General features: G+C 57.9%; 14 protein-coding genes. 1 reads left to right on the top strand and 13 read right to left on the bottom strand.

Annotation, left to right across the window (positions count from 1 at the left end):
• Window positions 1–30: 30 nt before the first annotated feature.
• From surE to GHO41_RS03865, 5 genes are all read right to left on the bottom strand, one after another.
• Window positions 31–780 (bottom strand): 5'/3'-nucleotidase SurE, encoded by a 750-nt coding sequence (gene surE, locus GHO41_RS03885; protein WP_048385535.1) that lies wholly within the window; start codon window positions 778–780, stop codon window positions 31–33.
• The gene (gene truD / locus GHO41_RS03880) at window positions 768–1,826 is read right to left on the bottom strand and encodes a tRNA pseudouridine(13) synthase TruD (protein WP_153432997.1); all 1,059 of its coding nucleotides are present in this window, start codon (window positions 1,824–1,826) and stop codon (window positions 768–770) included. Before truD ends, surE begins: the two co-directional genes overlap by 13 nt.
• Window positions 1,823–2,296, bottom strand: a complete 474-nt coding sequence (gene ispF, locus GHO41_RS03875) for a 2-C-methyl-D-erythritol 2,4-cyclodiphosphate synthase (RefSeq protein WP_048368067.1) — start codon at window positions 2,294–2,296, stop codon at window positions 1,823–1,825. The genes truD and ispF overlap by 4 nt, the downstream gene beginning before the upstream one ends.
• Before the next feature lie 52 nt (window positions 2,297–2,348).
• The gene (fghA, locus tag GHO41_RS03870; RefSeq protein WP_048368069.1) at window positions 2,349–3,194 is read right to left on the bottom strand and encodes an S-formylglutathione hydrolase; all 846 of its coding nucleotides are present in this window, start codon (window positions 3,192–3,194) and stop codon (window positions 2,349–2,351) included.
• A gap of 93 nt (window positions 3,195–3,287) precedes the next feature.
• Entirely contained in the window at window positions 3,288–4,400 is a 1,113-nt protein-coding gene (locus tag GHO41_RS03865) for an S-(hydroxymethyl)glutathione dehydrogenase/class III alcohol dehydrogenase (protein WP_048385541.1), read from the bottom strand.
• Window positions 4,401–4,508: 108 nt separating this feature from the next.
• Here GHO41_RS03865 and GHO41_RS03860 point away from each other — a divergent pair, with 108 nt between their 5' ends.
• Window positions 4,509–5,408: a LysR substrate-binding domain-containing protein gene (locus tag GHO41_RS03860; RefSeq protein WP_048368071.1), complete on the top strand. Its 900-nt coding sequence runs from the start codon at window positions 4,509–4,511 to the stop codon at window positions 5,406–5,408.
• 82 nt (window positions 5,409–5,490) lie between these two features.
• Here the strand turns inward: GHO41_RS03860 and ispD are convergent, their stop codons facing one another.
• The 8 genes from ispD to dnaE all read right to left on the bottom strand — a co-directional run bounded on the left by ispD (window position 5,491) and on the right by dnaE (window position 17,068).
• Entirely contained in the window at window positions 5,491–6,195 is a 705-nt protein-coding gene (ispD, locus tag GHO41_RS03855; RefSeq protein ID WP_153373631.1) for a 2-C-methyl-D-erythritol 4-phosphate cytidylyltransferase, read from the bottom strand.
• Window positions 6,192–6,470 carry a cell division protein FtsB gene (ftsB, locus tag GHO41_RS03850; protein WP_003440483.1) on the bottom strand — a complete coding sequence of 93 codons (279 nt, stop codon included), beginning with the start codon at window positions 6,468–6,470 and terminating at the stop codon, window positions 6,192–6,194. Before ftsB ends, ispD begins: the two co-directional genes overlap by 4 nt.
• A gap of 169 nt (window positions 6,471–6,639) precedes the next feature.
• Window positions 6,640–7,929 carry a phosphopyruvate hydratase gene (gene eno, locus GHO41_RS03845; protein ID WP_153432996.1) on the bottom strand — a complete coding sequence of 430 codons (1,290 nt, stop codon included), beginning with the start codon at window positions 7,927–7,929 and terminating at the stop codon, window positions 6,640–6,642.
• 154 nt (window positions 7,930–8,083) lie between these two features.
• Window positions 8,084–8,929, bottom strand: a complete 846-nt coding sequence (gene kdsA / locus GHO41_RS03840) for a 3-deoxy-8-phosphooctulonate synthase (RefSeq protein ID WP_048368078.1) — start codon at window positions 8,927–8,929, stop codon at window positions 8,084–8,086.
• 5 nt (window positions 8,930–8,934) lie between these two features.
• Complete coding sequence (locus GHO41_RS03835; protein ID WP_153432995.1) at window positions 8,935–10,566, bottom strand: CTP synthase; 1,632 nt, start codon at window positions 10,564–10,566, stop codon at window positions 8,935–8,937.
• A 272-nt stretch (window positions 10,567–10,838) separates the two neighbouring features.
• The gene (gene tilS / locus GHO41_RS03830) at window positions 10,839–12,155 is read right to left on the bottom strand and encodes a tRNA lysidine(34) synthetase TilS (RefSeq protein ID WP_153432994.1); all 1,317 of its coding nucleotides are present in this window, start codon (window positions 12,153–12,155) and stop codon (window positions 10,839–10,841) included.
• A 259-nt stretch (window positions 12,156–12,414) separates the two neighbouring features.
• A complete protein-coding gene (gene accA, locus GHO41_RS03825; RefSeq protein WP_048368083.1) occupies window positions 12,415–13,362 on the bottom strand; it encodes an acetyl-CoA carboxylase carboxyl transferase subunit alpha in 948 nt (315 codons plus the stop codon).
• A 184-nt stretch (window positions 13,363–13,546) separates the two neighbouring features.
• Window positions 13,547–17,068: a DNA polymerase III subunit alpha gene (gene dnaE / locus GHO41_RS03820; RefSeq protein WP_048385552.1), complete on the bottom strand. Its 3,522-nt coding sequence runs from the start codon at window positions 17,066–17,068 to the stop codon at window positions 13,547–13,549.
• Between the last annotated feature and the right edge of the window lie 14 nt (window positions 17,069–17,082).

Genomic DNA, 17,082 nt, shown 5'->3' with positions numbered 1-17,082 from the left:
GATGCATCAGGCCATCCTGCTCACGCCCCATCAGCCCAACCCCTCCAGCCAGCCATCGAGGCTTTTGAAGGCATCACCAAAGGTGCGATCCAGTTGTAACGGGGTAATCGACACATAACCCTGCATCACGGCGTGGAAATCGGTGCCGGGGCCGCCGTCTTCCGCGTTGCCCGCCGCAGCAATCCAGTAACCGGCCTTGCCACGCGGATCGACCATGCGAACCGGCGCCGCCGCTCGGGCGCGATGGCCCAGGCGGGTGAGCTGGATGCCGCGGATCTTGTCCAGCGGCAAATTGGGAATGTTGACGTTCAGCACGGTGCGCGGCGGCAGTTCAAGCAGGTGATGTGCATCCACCAGCTTGCGCGCGAAATAGGCCGCGGTCGGCAGGTTGTCGACCTGACGCGAGACCAGTGAGAACGCAAACGAAGGGCGCTCCAGAAAGCGCCCTTCAAGAGCTGCTGCCACGGTGCCCGAATACAACACGTCATCACCCAGGTTGGCCCCCAGATTGATCCCCGATACCACCATGTCCGGCTGCTGCTCCAACAGGCCATTGAGGCCCAGGTGCACGCAATCGGTCGGCGTCCCGTTGATGCTGATAAAGCCATTGGTCAGGGTATGCGGATGCAACGGGCGGTCGAGCGTCAGCGAGCTGCTCGCGCCACTTTTGTCTTGATCGGGGGCAATCACCACGCACTCGCAATAATCCGCCAAGGCGTCATAAAGCGCAGCTATCCCCGGGGCGCTGACCCCATCATCGTTTGAAATCAGAATACGCATAGGCTGTCCGTTTGCCCCAAAGACACCAGATCAACAAGTTCGCGCACCAGGACAGTGGCGAAGCATCCGGCCGGCAGTACAAATTCCAGTTGCAGAATATCTGGTTGCGGATAATGCCACGTCAGTCGGCCAATGGGCAGCCGCAGAATACGTCGCTCGTGGCTCATGCCAGCGCGAACCAGCCAGTCACGCAAATCGGCTTCACGCTCGGCAATGGCTTGCTCCAGTACCTGGGTCGCACCTGTGGTCGGTGAATCACCTTCGCCCCACTGCGGGCCGGTCGGGTGCAGATCAAGGATAGCCAATCGCGGGTCGTTGCACTCCGCTTCGCCCGCCGGGAAAAAGCTCCGGCTGTCGGTGAAGGCCAGCAAATCCCCTACCTGCGCACGCTGCCAGCTGCCATCGGCGACGCGGGCAGCCAGCACCTGATTGAACAGATAGCTGCGTGCGGTAGAGAGTAGCCGCGAACGGACATTGCGCTGCTCCGGCAAGGCTTTGCGCGCCGCGTAGTCCCGCGCCTCGCCCAGATTGCCGCCTTCCCAGCCAAAACGCTGGGTGCCGAAATAATTCGGTACACCCTCACGGGTGATCAATTCCAGACGTTGCTGCAAGGCGTCTTTGTCGGCGTTCAGTTGTGTCAGGCGCAACGTGAAACCGTTTGCCGCGTGGGCACCGCGTTGCAGTTTACGTTTGTGCCGCGAGGTCTTGAGGATCTTCAGCGTGTCGTTTTCAGCACCTGACAGGTCAGGGTCCGCCTTGCCCGGCAACTGCACACTGAACCATTGGCGGGTCAGCGCCTGACGGTCCTTCAGACCGGCGTAGCTCACCGTGCGCAAAGGCACGCCTGCGGCCTTGGCAATGCGCCGCGCCGCTTCTTCGGTATTCAGACCACGCTTTTCTACCCACAACCACAGGTGCTCGCCATCCCCGGACAGCGGGATATCCAGCACTTCATCGACCTGAAAATCTTCAGCCGTGGCTTTTAGCACTGCGGTGCCCAACGGCACGCCGTGAGCTGTCGGCCCCAGCAGATCAAACTCGTTCATGCGCGAACCAACAAAGCGATGGAATGCACCGCGATGCCTTCTTCACGGCCCACGAAGCCGAGTTTTTCAGTGGTAGTGGCTTTTACGTTTACCTGGTCCAAATCAACCTCAAGATCCGCTGCAATCAGCGCACGCATCGTTTCAATGTGCGGTGCCATTTTTGGCGCCTGAGCAATGATGGTGTTATCGACATTACCGACTTTCCAGCCTTTGGCATGGATCAATCCGACGATATGGCGCAACAGGACACGGCTGTCCGCGCCCTTGAATTGCGGGTCGGTGTCCGGAAAATGCTTGCCGATATCGCCCAGCGCCGCCGCCCCCAGCAATGCATCGCTGAGCGCGTGCAGCAGCACGTCGCCATCAGAGTGGGCCAAGAGCCCGAATTTATGAGCAATACGCACGCCGCCCAGGGTTATAAAATCGCCTTCAGCAAAACAGTGCACATCATAGCCGTGGCCAATACGCATAAAAAAACGCCCCGATTAAGTCAGGGCGTGATTCTACCTACTTTGCTCAACATTAGGCGCTTAGTGCACGCGCGTGATGCCGCAAGTGGTCGTCAATGAAGCTGGCGATAAAGAAATAGCTGTGGTCGTAGCCCGGCTGCAGACGCAAAGTCAGCGGATGGTCCGCCAGTTTGGCTGCTTGTTGCAGCGCTTCAGGCTTGAGCTGGACAGCCAAAAAGTCATCCCGATCACCTTGGTCTACCAGCAACGGCAGCTTTTCAGTGGCCTCGCTGATCAACACACAGGCATCCCACTCGCGCCAGCGCGCACGCTCTTCACCCAGGTAATGGGTAAACGCCTTCTGCCCCCAAGGGCAATCCATCGGATTGCTGATCGGCGCAAACGCCGACACCGATTGATAGCGCCCCGGGTTGCGCAAGGCACACACCAGAGCCCCGTGACCGCCCATCGAATGCCCGCTGATGCCGCGTTGTTGCGACGCTGGGAAATGAGCCTCAACCAATGCAGGCAATTCCTGCACCACATAATCATGCATCCGGTAATGCTGGGCCCAAGGTTGCTGGGTGGCGTTGACATAAAAGCCCGCCCCCAGGCCGAAATCCCACGCACCTTCCGGATCATCCGGCACACCTTCGCCACGCGGGCTGGTGTCCGGGCAAACAATAATCAGGCCTAACTCGGCGGCCAATTTCATGGCGCCAGCCTTGTGCATGAAGTTCTCATCGGTGCAGGTCAGCCCCGACAACCAGTACAGCACCGGCAGCTTGACGCCCTGCTCGGCCTGGGGTGGCAAATACACGGCAAACACCATGTTGCAGCCCAGGACTTCAGAGCGATGCTGGTAACGCTTGTGCCAGCCGCCAAAGCTTTTCTGGCAGGAAATATTTGTTAAGGGCATATAAGCAGCTCCAAGCTTGCAGCCGCAAGCCACAAGTTAAAAGCAGGTGCATACCCTGCTTGCAGCTTGAAGCTTGCAACTTGTAGCTATTCGTCAGAATTTAATAACAGTACGAATGCTTTTGCCTTCGTGCATCAGGTCGAATGCCTTGTTGATGTCTTCCAGGCCCATGGTGTGGGTGATGAACGTGTCCAGCGGGATTTCGCCGGTCTGCGCCATGTCGACATAACTTGGCAGCTCGGTACGACCGCGCACGCCACCGAACGCCGAACCACGCCATACTCGGCCTGTCACCAGTTGGAACGGACGGGTCGAAATCTCCTGGCCAGCACCGGCAACGCCGATGATCACCGACTCGCCCCAGCCTTTGTGGCAGCATTCCAGCGCCGCACGCATCAGTTGCACGTTGCCGATGCACTCAAAGGAGAAATCAACGCCGCCGTCGGTCATGTCGACGATCACTTCCTGGATCGGGCGATCAAAGTCTTTCGGGTTAACGCAATCCGTCGCGCCCAGCTGTTTGGCAATCTCAAACTTGGCCGGGTTAATGTCGATGGCAATGATCCGCGAGGCCTTGGCTTTGACCGCACCAATCACTGCCGACAGGCCGATGCCGCCCAAGCCGAAGATCGCCACGGTGTCGCCCGGCTTGACCTTGGCGGTGTTGAGCACTGCGCCAATCCCGGTGGTGACGCCGCAACCCAGCAGGCAGACTTTCTCCAGCGGTGCGTCTTTTTGAATTTTGGCGACGGAAATTTCCGGGAGTACGGTGTACTCCGAGAACGTCGACGTGCCCATGTAATGGAAAATCGGCTCGCCTTTGTAGGAGAAACGCGTGGTGCCGTCGGGCATCAAGCCTTTGCCTTGAGTCGAACGAATGGCCTGACAGAGGTTGGTCTTGCCCGACAGGCAGAATTTACATTGGCGGCATTCCGGGGTGTACAACGGGATCACGTGGTCGCCAACGGCCACCGATGTCACGCCCTCACCGATGGCTTCTACGATGGCGCCGCCTTCGTGGCCCAGGATCGACGGGAAGATGCCTTCCGGGTCCGCGCCCGACAAGGTGTAGGCATCGGTGTGGCAAACGCCCGACGCCACAACCCGCAGCAGCACTTCGCCAGCCTTGGGCATGGCGACATCCACTTCTACGATTTCCAGTGGCTTTTTGGCCTCGAACGCAACGGCAGCACGTGACTTGATCATCCATCGTCTCCAGCAAAGTAAAAACAAGGTGCCGAGTGTAAATCAGCTCTGAGTGATTAATAATCCAAGCAAAAGCAAAACATTATTGCTCTACAGAGATAATCAACCGTGAACGAAAACCGCTGGGAAGGTATAGACGAATTTGTCGCGGTGGCTGAGTGTGGCCAATTCACGGCGGCGGCAGAGCGCCTGGGCGTATCGTCTTCGCACATCAGCCGCCAGGTGGCGCGCCTTGAAGAGCGCTTGCAGACCCGTCTGTTCTACCGCAGTACCCGACGGGTCACACTGACCGAAGCCGGGCAAACCTTTTTGCAGCACTGCCAGCGCCTGCAAGATGGCCGCGAAGAGGCACTGCGTGCCATCGGCGACCTGACCAGCGAGCCCAAAGGCATGCTGCGCATGACCTGTGCCGTAGCCTATGGCGAACGTTTTATCGTGCCCTTGGTGACGCGTTTTATGGGCTTGTACCCACAATTGCGGGTCGACATTGAACTGACCAACCGGCCACTGGACCTCGTACACGAAAGTCTCGACCTAGCGATCCGGCTGGGCCGACTGCATGACTCAAGCCTGGTCGCAGCCCGCCTGGCCCCCAGACGCATGTACGTGTGCGCGTCGCCGTCGTATCTGGAGCGATACGGGCGGCCCCATAGTTTGTCGGAATTGAGCCGCCACAACTGCCTGATTGGCAGTTCGGACATCTGGCAACTGGAGCAGGATGGGCGAGAATTCTCGCAGCGGGTGCAAGGCAATTGGCGCTGCAACAGTGGGCAGGCGGTATTGGACGCGGCGTTATTGGGGGTTGGCTTGTGTCAGCTACCGGACTACTACGTGCTGGAGCATTTGAAGACCGGGGCGCTGGTGTCGTTGCTCGATGCGCACCAGCCACCCAATACCGCGGTGTGGGCGCTGTACCCACAACAACGGCACTTGTCGCCCAAAGTCAGAAAGCTGGTGGATTACCTGAAGGCAGGCTTGGCCAAGCGCGAAGAGTATTCGGGATCATAGAAACCCGTGTAGGAGCGAGCTTGCCTCGCGATCTTTTAAACGATCAAAAGATCGCGAGGCAAGCTCGATCCTACAGTGGGGATCAGCGATTGATCCAGCGCAGCCGCAGCCACTCAAGGTCTTCGGGGCGGGTGACTTTGATGTTGTCTGAACGGCCTTCGATCAGGCGTGGCGCCTGCCCTGCCCACTCCATCGCCGAGGACTCGTCGGTAATGGTCGCATCCGACACCAGGCTGTCAGCCAAGGCGCGGTGCAGCGCACCCAACCGAAACATCTGCGGCGTGTAGGCCTGCCAGATCAAGCTGCGGTCGACGGTTTCGACCGCTCGGCCATTTTTGTCCACGCGTTTGAGCGTGTCCCGCGCCGGAACCGCCAACAAACCACCCACCGGGTCGTCGGCCAGTTCGTAGAGCAGCTTGTCGAGGTCTTCGCGTGACAAATTGGGCCGCGCAGCATCGTGCACCAGCACCCAGTCATCATCACTGGCGCCCTGCGCATGCAGGTACAACAAGGCGTTCAACACTGAATCGGCACGCTCGCGGCCACCGTCAACCCGGGCAATACGCGGGTCGGCAGCGCATCGCAAAGAGGGCCAGAACGGATCATCAAACGCCAGACTGACCACCAAACCTTTAAGGCCAGGGTGATCAAGGAAACAGCCAAGGCTGTGTTCAAGAATACTGCGCCCGCCCAACTGCAAATATTGCTTGGGACGGTCTGCGGCCATACGGGCACCCACGCCCGCGGCAGGAATCACGGCCCAAAAGGCCGGTGAGGCGATTCTCATTGGGCCAACTGGTAGAGGGTTTCGCCCTCTTTAACCATTCCCAATTCATGGCGGGCCCGTTCTTCAACGGTCTCCATGCCTTTTTTCAACTCGAGGACTTCCGCATCCAGCACGCGGTTACGCTCCAACAGCACTTCGTTTTCAGCATGCTGATCAGCAATTTGCTGCGTCAGATCTGTCACCTGCGCCAAACTCCCATTCCCCACCCACAGGCGATACTGCAGGCCAGCCAGAAGCAAGAGCAAAATGAGGAACAACCAATTGGGACTGCGCATCGAATATCAGGTATCCAGTGAAAAGACAGCCATGCCGACAAACGTAAACAACCAACAGTACAAAGCCTGGAAGAACCAGGCTTGTACTTGATAAGCATCAGGTTAGTGTCAAAACACCCACGATGGCGAGTTTTCTGACACAACCTGTTGTCTTTTTACCACCAACTGCTTAGCCGCGGAACTCGCCACGACCGTTGTACTTGGCTTTAGCACCCAATTGCTCTTCGATACGCAGCAATTGGTTGTACTTGGAAACGCGGTCCGAACGGCACAGGGAACCGGTTTTGATCTGGCCAGCCGAGGTGCCCACGGCCAGGTCGGCAATGGTGGAATCTTCGGTTTCACCGGAACGGTGCGAGATCACAGCGGTGTAACCAGCGGCCTTGGCCATCTGGATGGCTTCCAGAGTTTCGGTCAGGGTGCCGATCTGGTTGAACTTGATCAGGATCGAGTTGGCGATGTTTTTATCGATGCCCTCTTTCAGGATCTTGGTGTTGGTCACGAACAGGTCGTCACCTACCAGTTGAACTTTCTCACCGATTTTTTCGGTCAGGATTTTCCAGCCATCCCAGTCAGACTCGTCCAGACCGTCTTCGATGGAGATGATCGGGTAGCGCTGAGTCAGACCTTTCAGGTACTCGGCGAAACCTTCGGAGCTGAACACCTGACCTTCGCCGGACAGGTTGTATTTGCCGTCTTCGTAGAATTCGCTGGCCGCGCAGTCCAGTGCCAGGGTCACGTCAGTGCCCAGGGTGTAGCCCGCGTTGGCGATCGCTTCGGAGATCACTTTCAGTGCATCTTCGTTGGACGCCAGGTTAGGTGCGAAACCACCTTCGTCGCCCACTGCGGTGTTCAGCCCACGGGCCTTGAGCACAGCTTTGAGGTGATGGAAGATTTCGGTGCCCATGCGCAGTGCGTCGGAGAAGGTCTTGGCGCCAACTGGCTGAACCATGAACTCCTGGATATCGACGTTGTTATCGGCGTGTTCGCCACCGTTGATGATGTTCATCATCGGAACCGGCATCGAGTAAACACCCGGCGTGCCGTTCAGGTTGGCGATGTGCGCGTACAGCGGCAGGTCCTGGTCCTGAGCTGCAGCCTTGGCTGCTGCCAGAGACACCGCCAGGATTGCGTTAGCGCCCAGCGAGCCTTTGTTTTCAGTGCCGTCCAGCGCGATCATCGCGTGGTCCAGCGCTTTTTGATCAACTGGGTCTTTACCCAGCAGCAAGTCGCGAATCGGGCCGTTGATGTTGGCAACCGCTTTCAGCACGCCTTTGCCCAGGTAACGGCTCTTGTCGCCATCACGCAGCTCCAACGCTTCGCGCGAGCCAGTGGAAGCACCGGAAGGCGCGCAAGCACTGCCGATGATGCCGTTGTCGAGAAGCACGTCGGCTTCCACAGTGGGATTGCCACGGGAGTCGAGAACTTCACGACCTTTGATGTCGACGATTTTTGCCATTGTTGTAAGCACTCCAAAGTTGACGAAAACGACGCAGCTGAGGGAAATCTGGTTATCGCCGGCAAGGATCGAAAAACGGGCAGCCTTGCGGACGATAAAGCTCGGGCCACAAGGGCCCGAGAAATCGTGCGGTACTTTACCGGAGAAAAGCGGATCAGGCCGTTTCTATTGTCGGAAAACTTTTAACCAACTCATCCAGCGACTTCAGTTGAGCCAGGAAAGGCTCAAGCTTGTCCAGGCGCAAGGCGCAAGGGCCATCGCATTTGGCATTGTCAGGATCCGGGTGCGCCTCAAGGAACAGACCGGCCAGACCCTGGCTGATGCCAGCCTTGGCGAGGTCAGTGACCTGGGCACGACGACCACCGGCAGAATCGGAGCGACCACCGGGCATTTGCAGCGCGTGGGTCACGTCGAAAAAGACCGGGTATTCAAATTGCTTCATGATGCCGAAGCCCAGCATGTCGACCACAAGGTTGTTGTAGCCAAAGCTTGAGCCACGCTCACAGAGGATCAACTGATCGTTGCCCGCTTCTTCGCACTTGCTCAGGATGTGCTTCATTTCCTGAGGAGCAAGGAATTGGGCTTTTTTGATGTTGATCACGGCACCGGTCTTGGCCATGGCCACAACCAGATCAGTCTGGCGCGACAGGAAAGCCGGCAACTGGATGATGTCGCAGACCTCGGCGACCACGGCTGCTTGCGCAGGCTCGTGGACGTCGGTGATCACCGGCACACCAAACGCTTGCTTGATGTCCTGAAAAATCCGCATGCCCTCTTCCAGGCCGGGGCCACGGTAAGAGTTGATCGATGAACGGTTAGCCTTGTCGAAACTGGCCTTGAACACGTAAGGGATACCGAGCTTTTCGGTAACACGTACGTATTCTTCGCACACCTGCATGGCCATATCACGGCTTTCCAGCACGTTCATGCCACCGAACAAGACCATTGGCTTGTCGTTGGCAATGTCGATATTGCCTACGCGGATAATTTTTTGCGCCATGCTGATTAAGCCTTCTTCTCGTGTTGCGCCAATGCTGCTTTAACGAAACCGCTGAACAGAGGGTGACCATCACGAGGAGTCGAGGTGAACTCCGGGTGGAACTGGCACGCCACGAACCAAGGATGATCCGGTGCTTCAACCACTTCTACCAGCGCGCCGTCACCAGAACGACCGGTCACTTTCAGGCCCGCTTCGATCAGTTGTGGCAGCAGATTGTTGTTCACTTCATAGCGATGACGATGACGTTCAACAATCACGTCCTTCGCATAGCAATCATGAACCTTGGAGCCGGCTGTCAGTTGGCAGTCCTGCGCGCCCAGACGCATAGTGCCGCCCAGATCAGAGGTTTCGGTACGGGTTTCGACTGCACCGGTGGCGTCTTCCCACTCAGTGATCAAGCCCACAACCGGGTGGCCGCTGCTGCGATCGAACTCGGTGGAGTTGGCGTCTTTCCAGCCCAGCACGTTACGTGCGAACTCGATAACGGCCACTTGCATGCCCAGGCAGATACCCAGGTAAGGCACCTTGTTCTCACGAGCATATTGAACCGCGGTGATCTTGCCTTCTACGCCGCGCAGACCGAAGCCGCCCGGAACCAGAATGGCGTCAGCGCCTTCGAGCAGTTCAGTGCCTTTGTTTTCGATGTCTTCGGAGTCGATGTAACGCAGGTTGACCTTGGTACGGTTGGAAATACCGGCGTGGCTCATCGCTTCGATCAGCGACTTGTACGCGTCCAGCAGTTCCATGTACTTGCCAACCATGGCGATAGTGACTTCGCGCTCAGGGTTGAGCTTGGCGTCGACCACTTTGTCCCATTCGGACAGGTCGGCGCTGTTGCACTGCAAGCCAAAACGCTCAACGACGAAATCATCCAGGCCCTGAGCGTGCAGCATGCCCGGGATCTTGTAGATGGTGTCGGCGTCTTCCAGCGAAATCACCGCACGCTCTTCAACGTTGGTGAACAGCGCGATCTTGCGACGCGAAGACACATCAACGTGGTGATCGGAACGGCAGATCAGCACGTCTGGCTGCAGGCCGATGGAGCGCAATTCTTTAACCGAGTGTTGCGTTGGTTTGGTTTTCGTTTCGCCAGCAGTGGCGATGTACGGAACCAGAGTCAGGTGCATCAGCATGGCGCGCTTGGCGCCCACTTCGATGCGCAGCTGACGGATAGCCTCGAGGAACGGTTGGGACTCAATGTCACCCACAGTGCCGCCAATCTCGACCATCGCTACGTCGGCATCGCCGGCGCCCTTGATGATCCGACGCTTGATTTCGTCAGTGATGTGCGGAATCACCTGGATGGTCGCCCCCAGGTAATCACCACGGCGCTCCTTGCGCAGGACGTGTTCGTAAACGCGGCCCGTGGTGAAGTTGTTGTTCTGGGTCATGGTCGTGCGGATGAACCGCTCGTAGTGGCCCAAGTCCAGGTCGGTCTCGGCGCCGTCATGAGTGACGAACACTTCACCGTGCTGGAACGGGCTCATGGTGCCCGGATCAACGTTGATGTAGGGGTCCAGCTTCAGCATGGTGACCTTAAGTCCCCGCGCCTCCAGGATGGCTGCCAATGAAGCCGAGGCAATGCCTTTCCCCAATGAAGAAACAACACCGCCCGTGACGAAGATGTAGCGCGTCATGAAAAACCCTAGAAGTCTGCGTTAAAGCGGTCAGAGCCGCCGGGGAGAGCGAAGGAAGGCCGAAGCCCCCAATCACCAGCATTAGTCACAGTGCACCTTTCGAAAAACTGCTGCGTTGAAACAGACCGATGGAGACCAACGGTTCGATACAAGCCACACATTTTTTTAAAATCGCCCAGCAAAGACTGCTTGGTAATCGGCAACATCTGCAATTCCGGTGAATTTACAGAAGTTGTATCAAGAAGGGAGCGTAGTCTACCGGAAAGCCCCTTTCAGCTCAAACCTTGATCGCTGGAAGTTGGCAACCACTGCAATTGCCAACGCCCACAGGGGTCGCAAGCCAATCCCTGAAGGTTTGCCACCGCCAATAACTGCTCATTGCGGTACAACAGCGGCAATCTGCCACGCACAAAGCCGGGGACACCGTGCTCGTTGAGCAAACGTTTGAGATCCCGATGCCCGCGCTGCGCCAGTTGCATCACCTCACCACCTTGACGATAGCTCACGTGCAAAGGACCTGCGGGAATCTCGCCGAGCAAACGTAACTGACCATTACCCGGCAGGCTCAATGGTAAATCCGCCTGCTCCCACGCCAATGGCGCAACAGGCTGACGCAACCAGTCGCCGCTCAACCACCAGAGGTGACCGCCAGCCCGGTGCAACTGGCCCTCGGCCAGTGTCCAGATCGGCTGCGCATCTTCGCGGGCATCGCGCAGGGTTTCCCAGCCGGCCCAATGATCGGTGTCCGGCAGTTGAGTGAAGCCAGCCAGCCAATGGCGCAACGCGTTGCGTTGACGGGCCGCTGAAAGCCCGGCAATCGGTGCCAGCGCCAAGCATGGCAGGCCAAGCCAGGAGAACTCGGTGTGCGGGGTTGAGGCGGCGATATCCTGTTGCGCCAACTCGTCGAGCAAGCCTTGCGCCTCGGCACAATGGGCAGCCGTGCGCGCCAGGCTCGCAGCAGCTTGCGGCCAGCGCTTGGTCAGGGTTGGAAAAACCTCATGGCGCAGGTAGTTACGCGAAAAATCGGTTTGGGTGTTCGAAGGGTCTTCGACCCAGCTCAAGCCGTGCGCGCGCGCGTAGGTTTCCAGCTCGGCGCGAGAGACATCCAGCAAGGGACGGCACAAATGGCCCTGCCCCAGCGCCCGCTCACGGGGCATGGCCGCCACCCCGCTCACCCCTGCCCCGCGCAGCAGGCGAAACAACACGGTTTCTGCCTGATCATCACGGTGCTGGCCCGTCAGCAAGACTTCGCCCGCCTGCGTGACGGTTTCAAAAGCCTGATAGCGCGCTTCTCGTGCAGCGCGCTCAAGGCTTGCGCCAGGGCGGACCTGCACCTGGAACACCTGCAACGGCACAGCCAGCGAATTACACAGCACCTGACAATGCGCCGGCCAGGAATCAGCAGCCGCCTGCAAGCCATGATGCACATGGACGGCGGACAGAGCAGGAAGCGAATGGGTTTGACGCAGATGGGCGAGCAGGTGCAGCAGAACGGTTGAATCAAGGCCGCCAGAGAGTGCGACGTGCCAGGAATTGGCGTTGCGCCAGGGGGTCAGGGCTTGAAGCAGTTGCGTTGAGAGGTTGGGCATGTCGAGCACCGTCCAGATCAAAAGCCCCTCACCCTGGCCCTCTCCCGGAGGGAGAGGGGACTGACCGGATGCGAACTCTAGTACACCGCTAATCAGCGCCTCCCCCAGAGGGAGGGGGACTGACCGGATGCGAACTCTAGAACACCGCTAATCAGCGCAGCCCCCGGAGGGAGGGGAACTGACTGGATGCGAACTCTAGAACACCGCTAATCAGCTCCCTCTCCCCCCGGGAGAGGGTTGGGGTGAGGGCAAGCTTTGATCAGAGACCGTAGCTCATCAGGCGGTCATAACGACGCTTGAGCAAGGTTTCGGTGTCCAGCTTTTTCAGCATGTCCAGTTGCGACAACAGCTCACCACGAATGGTCGCAGACGCTGCGGCCGGATCACGGTGGGCACCGCCCAATGGCTCGGTGATGATCTTGTCAACAATACCCAGGCCTTTGAGGCGCTCAGCGGTAATGCCCATGGCTTCTGCTGCGTCCGGCGCTTTTTCGGCGGTTTTCCACAGAATCGAGGCGCAACCTTCTGGCGAGATCACCGCGTACGTCGAGTACTGCAGCATATTCAACTGGTCGCAAACACCAATCGCCAATGCACCGCCCGAGCCGCCTTCACCAATAACGGTAGAGATGATCGGGGTTTTCAGGCGAGCCATCACCCGCAGGTTCCAGGCAATCGCTTCGCTCTGGTTGCGCTCTTCAGCGTCGATCCCAGGGTAAGCACCCGGTGTGTCGATGAACGTCAGGATCGGCATTTTGAAACGCTCGGCCATTTCCATCAGGCGGCACGCCTTGCGGTAGCCTTCTGGACGCGGCATACCGAAGTTACGGCGAACCTTCTCGCGCACTTCGCGGCCTTTCTGGTGACCGATCACCATCACGGGCTGGTCATCCAGACGCGCAATACCGCCCACGATGGCGGCGTCATCCGAGAAGTGACGGTCGCCGTGCAACTCGTCAAACTCGGTGAAGATGTGATCGATGTAGTCCAGGGTGTAAGGACGACGCGGGTGACGGGCCAGACGAGCAATTTGCCAGCTGGTCAGCTTGCCGAAAATATCTTCAGTCAGCGTTTTGCTTTTGTCTTGCAGTCGAGAGATTTCATCGCTGATGTTCAGCGAGTTGTCATTACCGACCAAGCGCAACTCTTCGATTTTGGCTTGCAGGTCAGCAATCGGCTGTTCGAAATCAAGAAAATTCGGGTTCATAAGCATCCGTCTTGGGTCGGCGGCAAAGCATGCCAGCGGGTTTGAAGCCCAGCATTTGCTGGTGAATCCAACCCGACTGGGGCAGCCGGTTGATCTGTATCGCGCCTACCTTAAGGGAGAGGCGCTCTCAGGTCGAGATTAAAAATTCAGGTCGAGGTCAGGGCGCGTGTATCGCCCCTGACCGTCAACGGTATTGGAGGAAGACGTTGTCTCGCCCAAACTGGTCACGCAACGCTTGAATCAAGCTGTCTGCCGGATCAATTCGCCAGCTTTCGCCAAACTGCAGCAAAGCCTTGGCGTCTGCGCCGGTGTAGTCCAGGGTGATCGGGCAAGCCCCACGGTGTTTTTTGAACAACTCGCCCAAAAAGCGCAATTGATCGCCTTTGAGCGCCGCTTGCGTCACTTTCAGACGCAAACTTTCAGCCAGGCTGGTGCGCGCTTCTTCCATGCTCATCACGCGCTTGACCCGCAAACGCAGGCCGCCGGAGAAGTCATCATTGCTGACCTCACCTTCGACCACCACCATTGCATCAGTCTGCAACAGCGATTGCGCCGAATGGAAGGCCTCGGCAAACAGCGAGGCCTCAATGCGCCCTGAACGGTCGTCCAGGGTGATAAAGCCCATCTTGTCGCCCTTTTTGTTCTTCATCACACGCAAGGCAATGATCATCCCGGCGACGGTCTGAGTGTCCCGTGCCGGTTTCAGATCAATGATGCGCTGACGGGCAAAGCGGCGAATCTCACCTTCATATTCGTCAATCGGGTGGCCGGTCAGGTACAGCCCAAGGGTGTCTTTCTCACCTTTGAGGCGTTCCTTGAGGGTCAGTTCCTTGGCCTTGCGGTGGTTGGCATAGACATCCGCGTCTTCTTCGACAAACAAACCGCCAAACAAGTCGGCATGCCCGCTGTCATGGGTGCGCGCAGTCTGTTCAGCCGACTTGATGGCCTCTTCCATCGCCGTCAGCAACACCGCGCGATTCAGATCGATATGCGCCTGATAAGCCTTCGGCTCGTCATAGAAGTACGGCCCAAGACGATCCAGCGCACCACTGCGGATCAAACCATCGAGGGTACGCTTGTTGATCCGCTTGAGGTCAACACGGGCACAGAAATCGAACAGGTCGGTAAACGGGCCGTCTTTGCGTGCTTCGGTAATGGCCTCAACCGGCCCCTCACCCACCCCTTTGATCGCGCCCAGGCCATAAATAATGCGGCCTTCGTCGTTCACCGTGAACTTGAACTCCGAGGCATTCACATCCGGCGCATCAAGACGCAGCTTCATGCTGCGAATTTCTTCGATCAGGGTCACAACCTTGTCAGTGTTGTGCATATCCGCCGACAGTACCGCGGCCATGAACGGTGCCGGATAGTGAGTTTTCAGCCAGGCTGTCTGGTACGACACAAGACCGTAAGCAGCGGAGTGAGACTTGTTGAAACCATAACCGGCAAATTTCTCTACCAGGTCGAAAATGTTACCGGCAAGGTCGGCATCAATATTGTTGTTGCCACAGCCTTCGATGAAACCGCCGCGCTGCTTGGCCATTTCTTCGGGTTTTTTCTTACCCATGGCTCGACGCAACATGTCAGCGCCGCCAAGGGTGTAACCGGCCATGACCTGAGCAATCTGCATCACCTGTTCCTGATACAGAATGATGCCGTAGGTCGGCGCCAATACCGGCTTGAGGCCTTCGTACTGGTAGTCGGAGTGCGGGTACGCCAGCTCGGCGCGACCGTGCTTACGGTTGATAAAGTCATCAACCATGCCTGATTGCAGCGGGCCCGGACGGAACAGGGCCACCAGTGCGATCAAGTCTTCAAGGCAGTCGGGCTTAAGCTTTTTGATCAGCTCTTTCATGCCGCGCGACTCAAGCTGGAACACCGCAGTGGTCTCGGCTTTTTGCAGCAATTGGTAAGTGGGCTTATCGTCCAGAGGGATGAAGGCGATGTCCAGCGGCGCTTCATTGACCTTGGCGCGGTCACGGTTGATGGTTTTCAGCGCCCAGTCGATGACCGTCAGGGTCCGCAGACCGAGGAAGTCGAACTTCACCAGACCTGCCGACTCAACGTCATCCTTGTCGAACTGGGTGACCAGACCGCCACCCTCTTCATCGCAGTAAATCGGCGAGAAGTCCGTGAGTTTGGTCGGGGCGATAACCACACCACCGGCGTGCTTACCGACGTTACGCACAACGCCTTCAAGCTTGCGCGCCATTTCCCAGATTTCGGCAGCCTCTTCATCGACCTTAATGAAGTCGCGCAGGATCTCTTCCTGCTCAAAGGCCTTTTCGAGGGTCATGCCCACTTCGAACGGGATCATCTTCGACAGGCGGTCAGCCAGTCCGTAGGACTTGCCCTGAACCCGCGCCACGTCGCGGATTACCGCCTTCGCAGCCATCGAACCAAAGGTGATGATCTGGCTTACGGCGTTACGACCGTATTTTTCGGCCACGTACTCAATAACCCGGTCGCGACCATCCATGCAGAAGTCGACGTCGAAGTCGGGCATCGATACCCGTTCCGGGTTAAGGAATCGTTCGAACAGGAGGTCGTATTCCAGCGGATCAAGGTCGGTGATCTTCTGCACATACGCTACCAGCGAGCCGGCACCCGACCCCCGGCCAGGCCCCACCGGCACGCCGTTGCTTTTGGCCCACTGGATAAAGTCCATTACGATCAGGAAGTAACCGGGGAACCCCATCTGGATAATAATATCCAGCTCGAAATTCAGCCGGTCGACGTACACCTGACGCTTGGCGTCATAGTCTTCGGTGGTGTCTTTGGGCAGCAGAACGGTCAAGCGCTCTTCAAGGCCTTCAAAGGACACTTTGCGGAAATATTCATCGATGGTCATGCCATCGGGAATCGGGAAGTTAGGCAGGAAGTGAGTGCCCAGTTTCACGTCAATATTGCAGCGCTTGGCAATTTCGACCGTGTTGGCCAGCGCCTCCGGCAGGTCACTGAACAGCTCGGCCATTTCTTCGGCGCTTTTCAGGTACTGCTGGTCGCTGTAGTTCTTGGAGCGGCGCGGATCATCCAGCGCCCGGCCCTCACCAATGCATACGCGGGTTTCGTGGGCCTCGAAATCTTGCTGCTTGATGAAGCGCACATCGTTGGTGGCCACCAATGGCGCACCGATCTCATCGGCCAGCGCAACGGCGGCGTGCAGGTGCTCTTCATCATTAGGACGGCTGGTGCGCTGAACTTCGAGATAAAAGCGCTCGGGGAACACCGTCATCCACTCAAGCGCCAGGGTGCGCGCCTCTTCGGCGTTACCGCTGAGCAGCGCCAGGCCGATCTCGCCCTCTTTGGCAGCCGACAGCATGATCAAACCGTCGGCAGCTTCAGCGACCCACTCACGCTCAATGATCACCTGACCATTGCGCTGACCGTCGATAAAGCCCCGCGAGATCAGCTCGGTCAGGTTGCGGTAACCCACGGCATTCATCGCCAGCAGGCTGATACGGCTCAGGGGGTTATCCGGATCTTTGTTGGACAGCCACAGATCGGCACCACAAATCGGCTTGATACCGCCGCCCATGGCGGTTTTATAGAATTTGACGAGAGAACACATGTTGTTCTGATCGGTCACCGCAACGGCGGGCATGTTCATGCCGGCCAGGGTTTTGATCAGCGGTTTGATCCGCACCAGGCCATCGACCAGGGAGTATTCAGTGTGCAGGCGCAGGTGAACGAATGAAGCCGGCATGGTGATCCTGTCTA

The organism is Pseudomonas sp. FSL R10-0399 (genome assembly GCF_009600165.1).
GTDB lineage: Bacteria > Pseudomonadota > Gammaproteobacteria > Pseudomonadales > Pseudomonadaceae > Aquipseudomonas > Aquipseudomonas helleri.
This window is presented reverse-complemented; position numbering and strand designations above follow the sequence as displayed.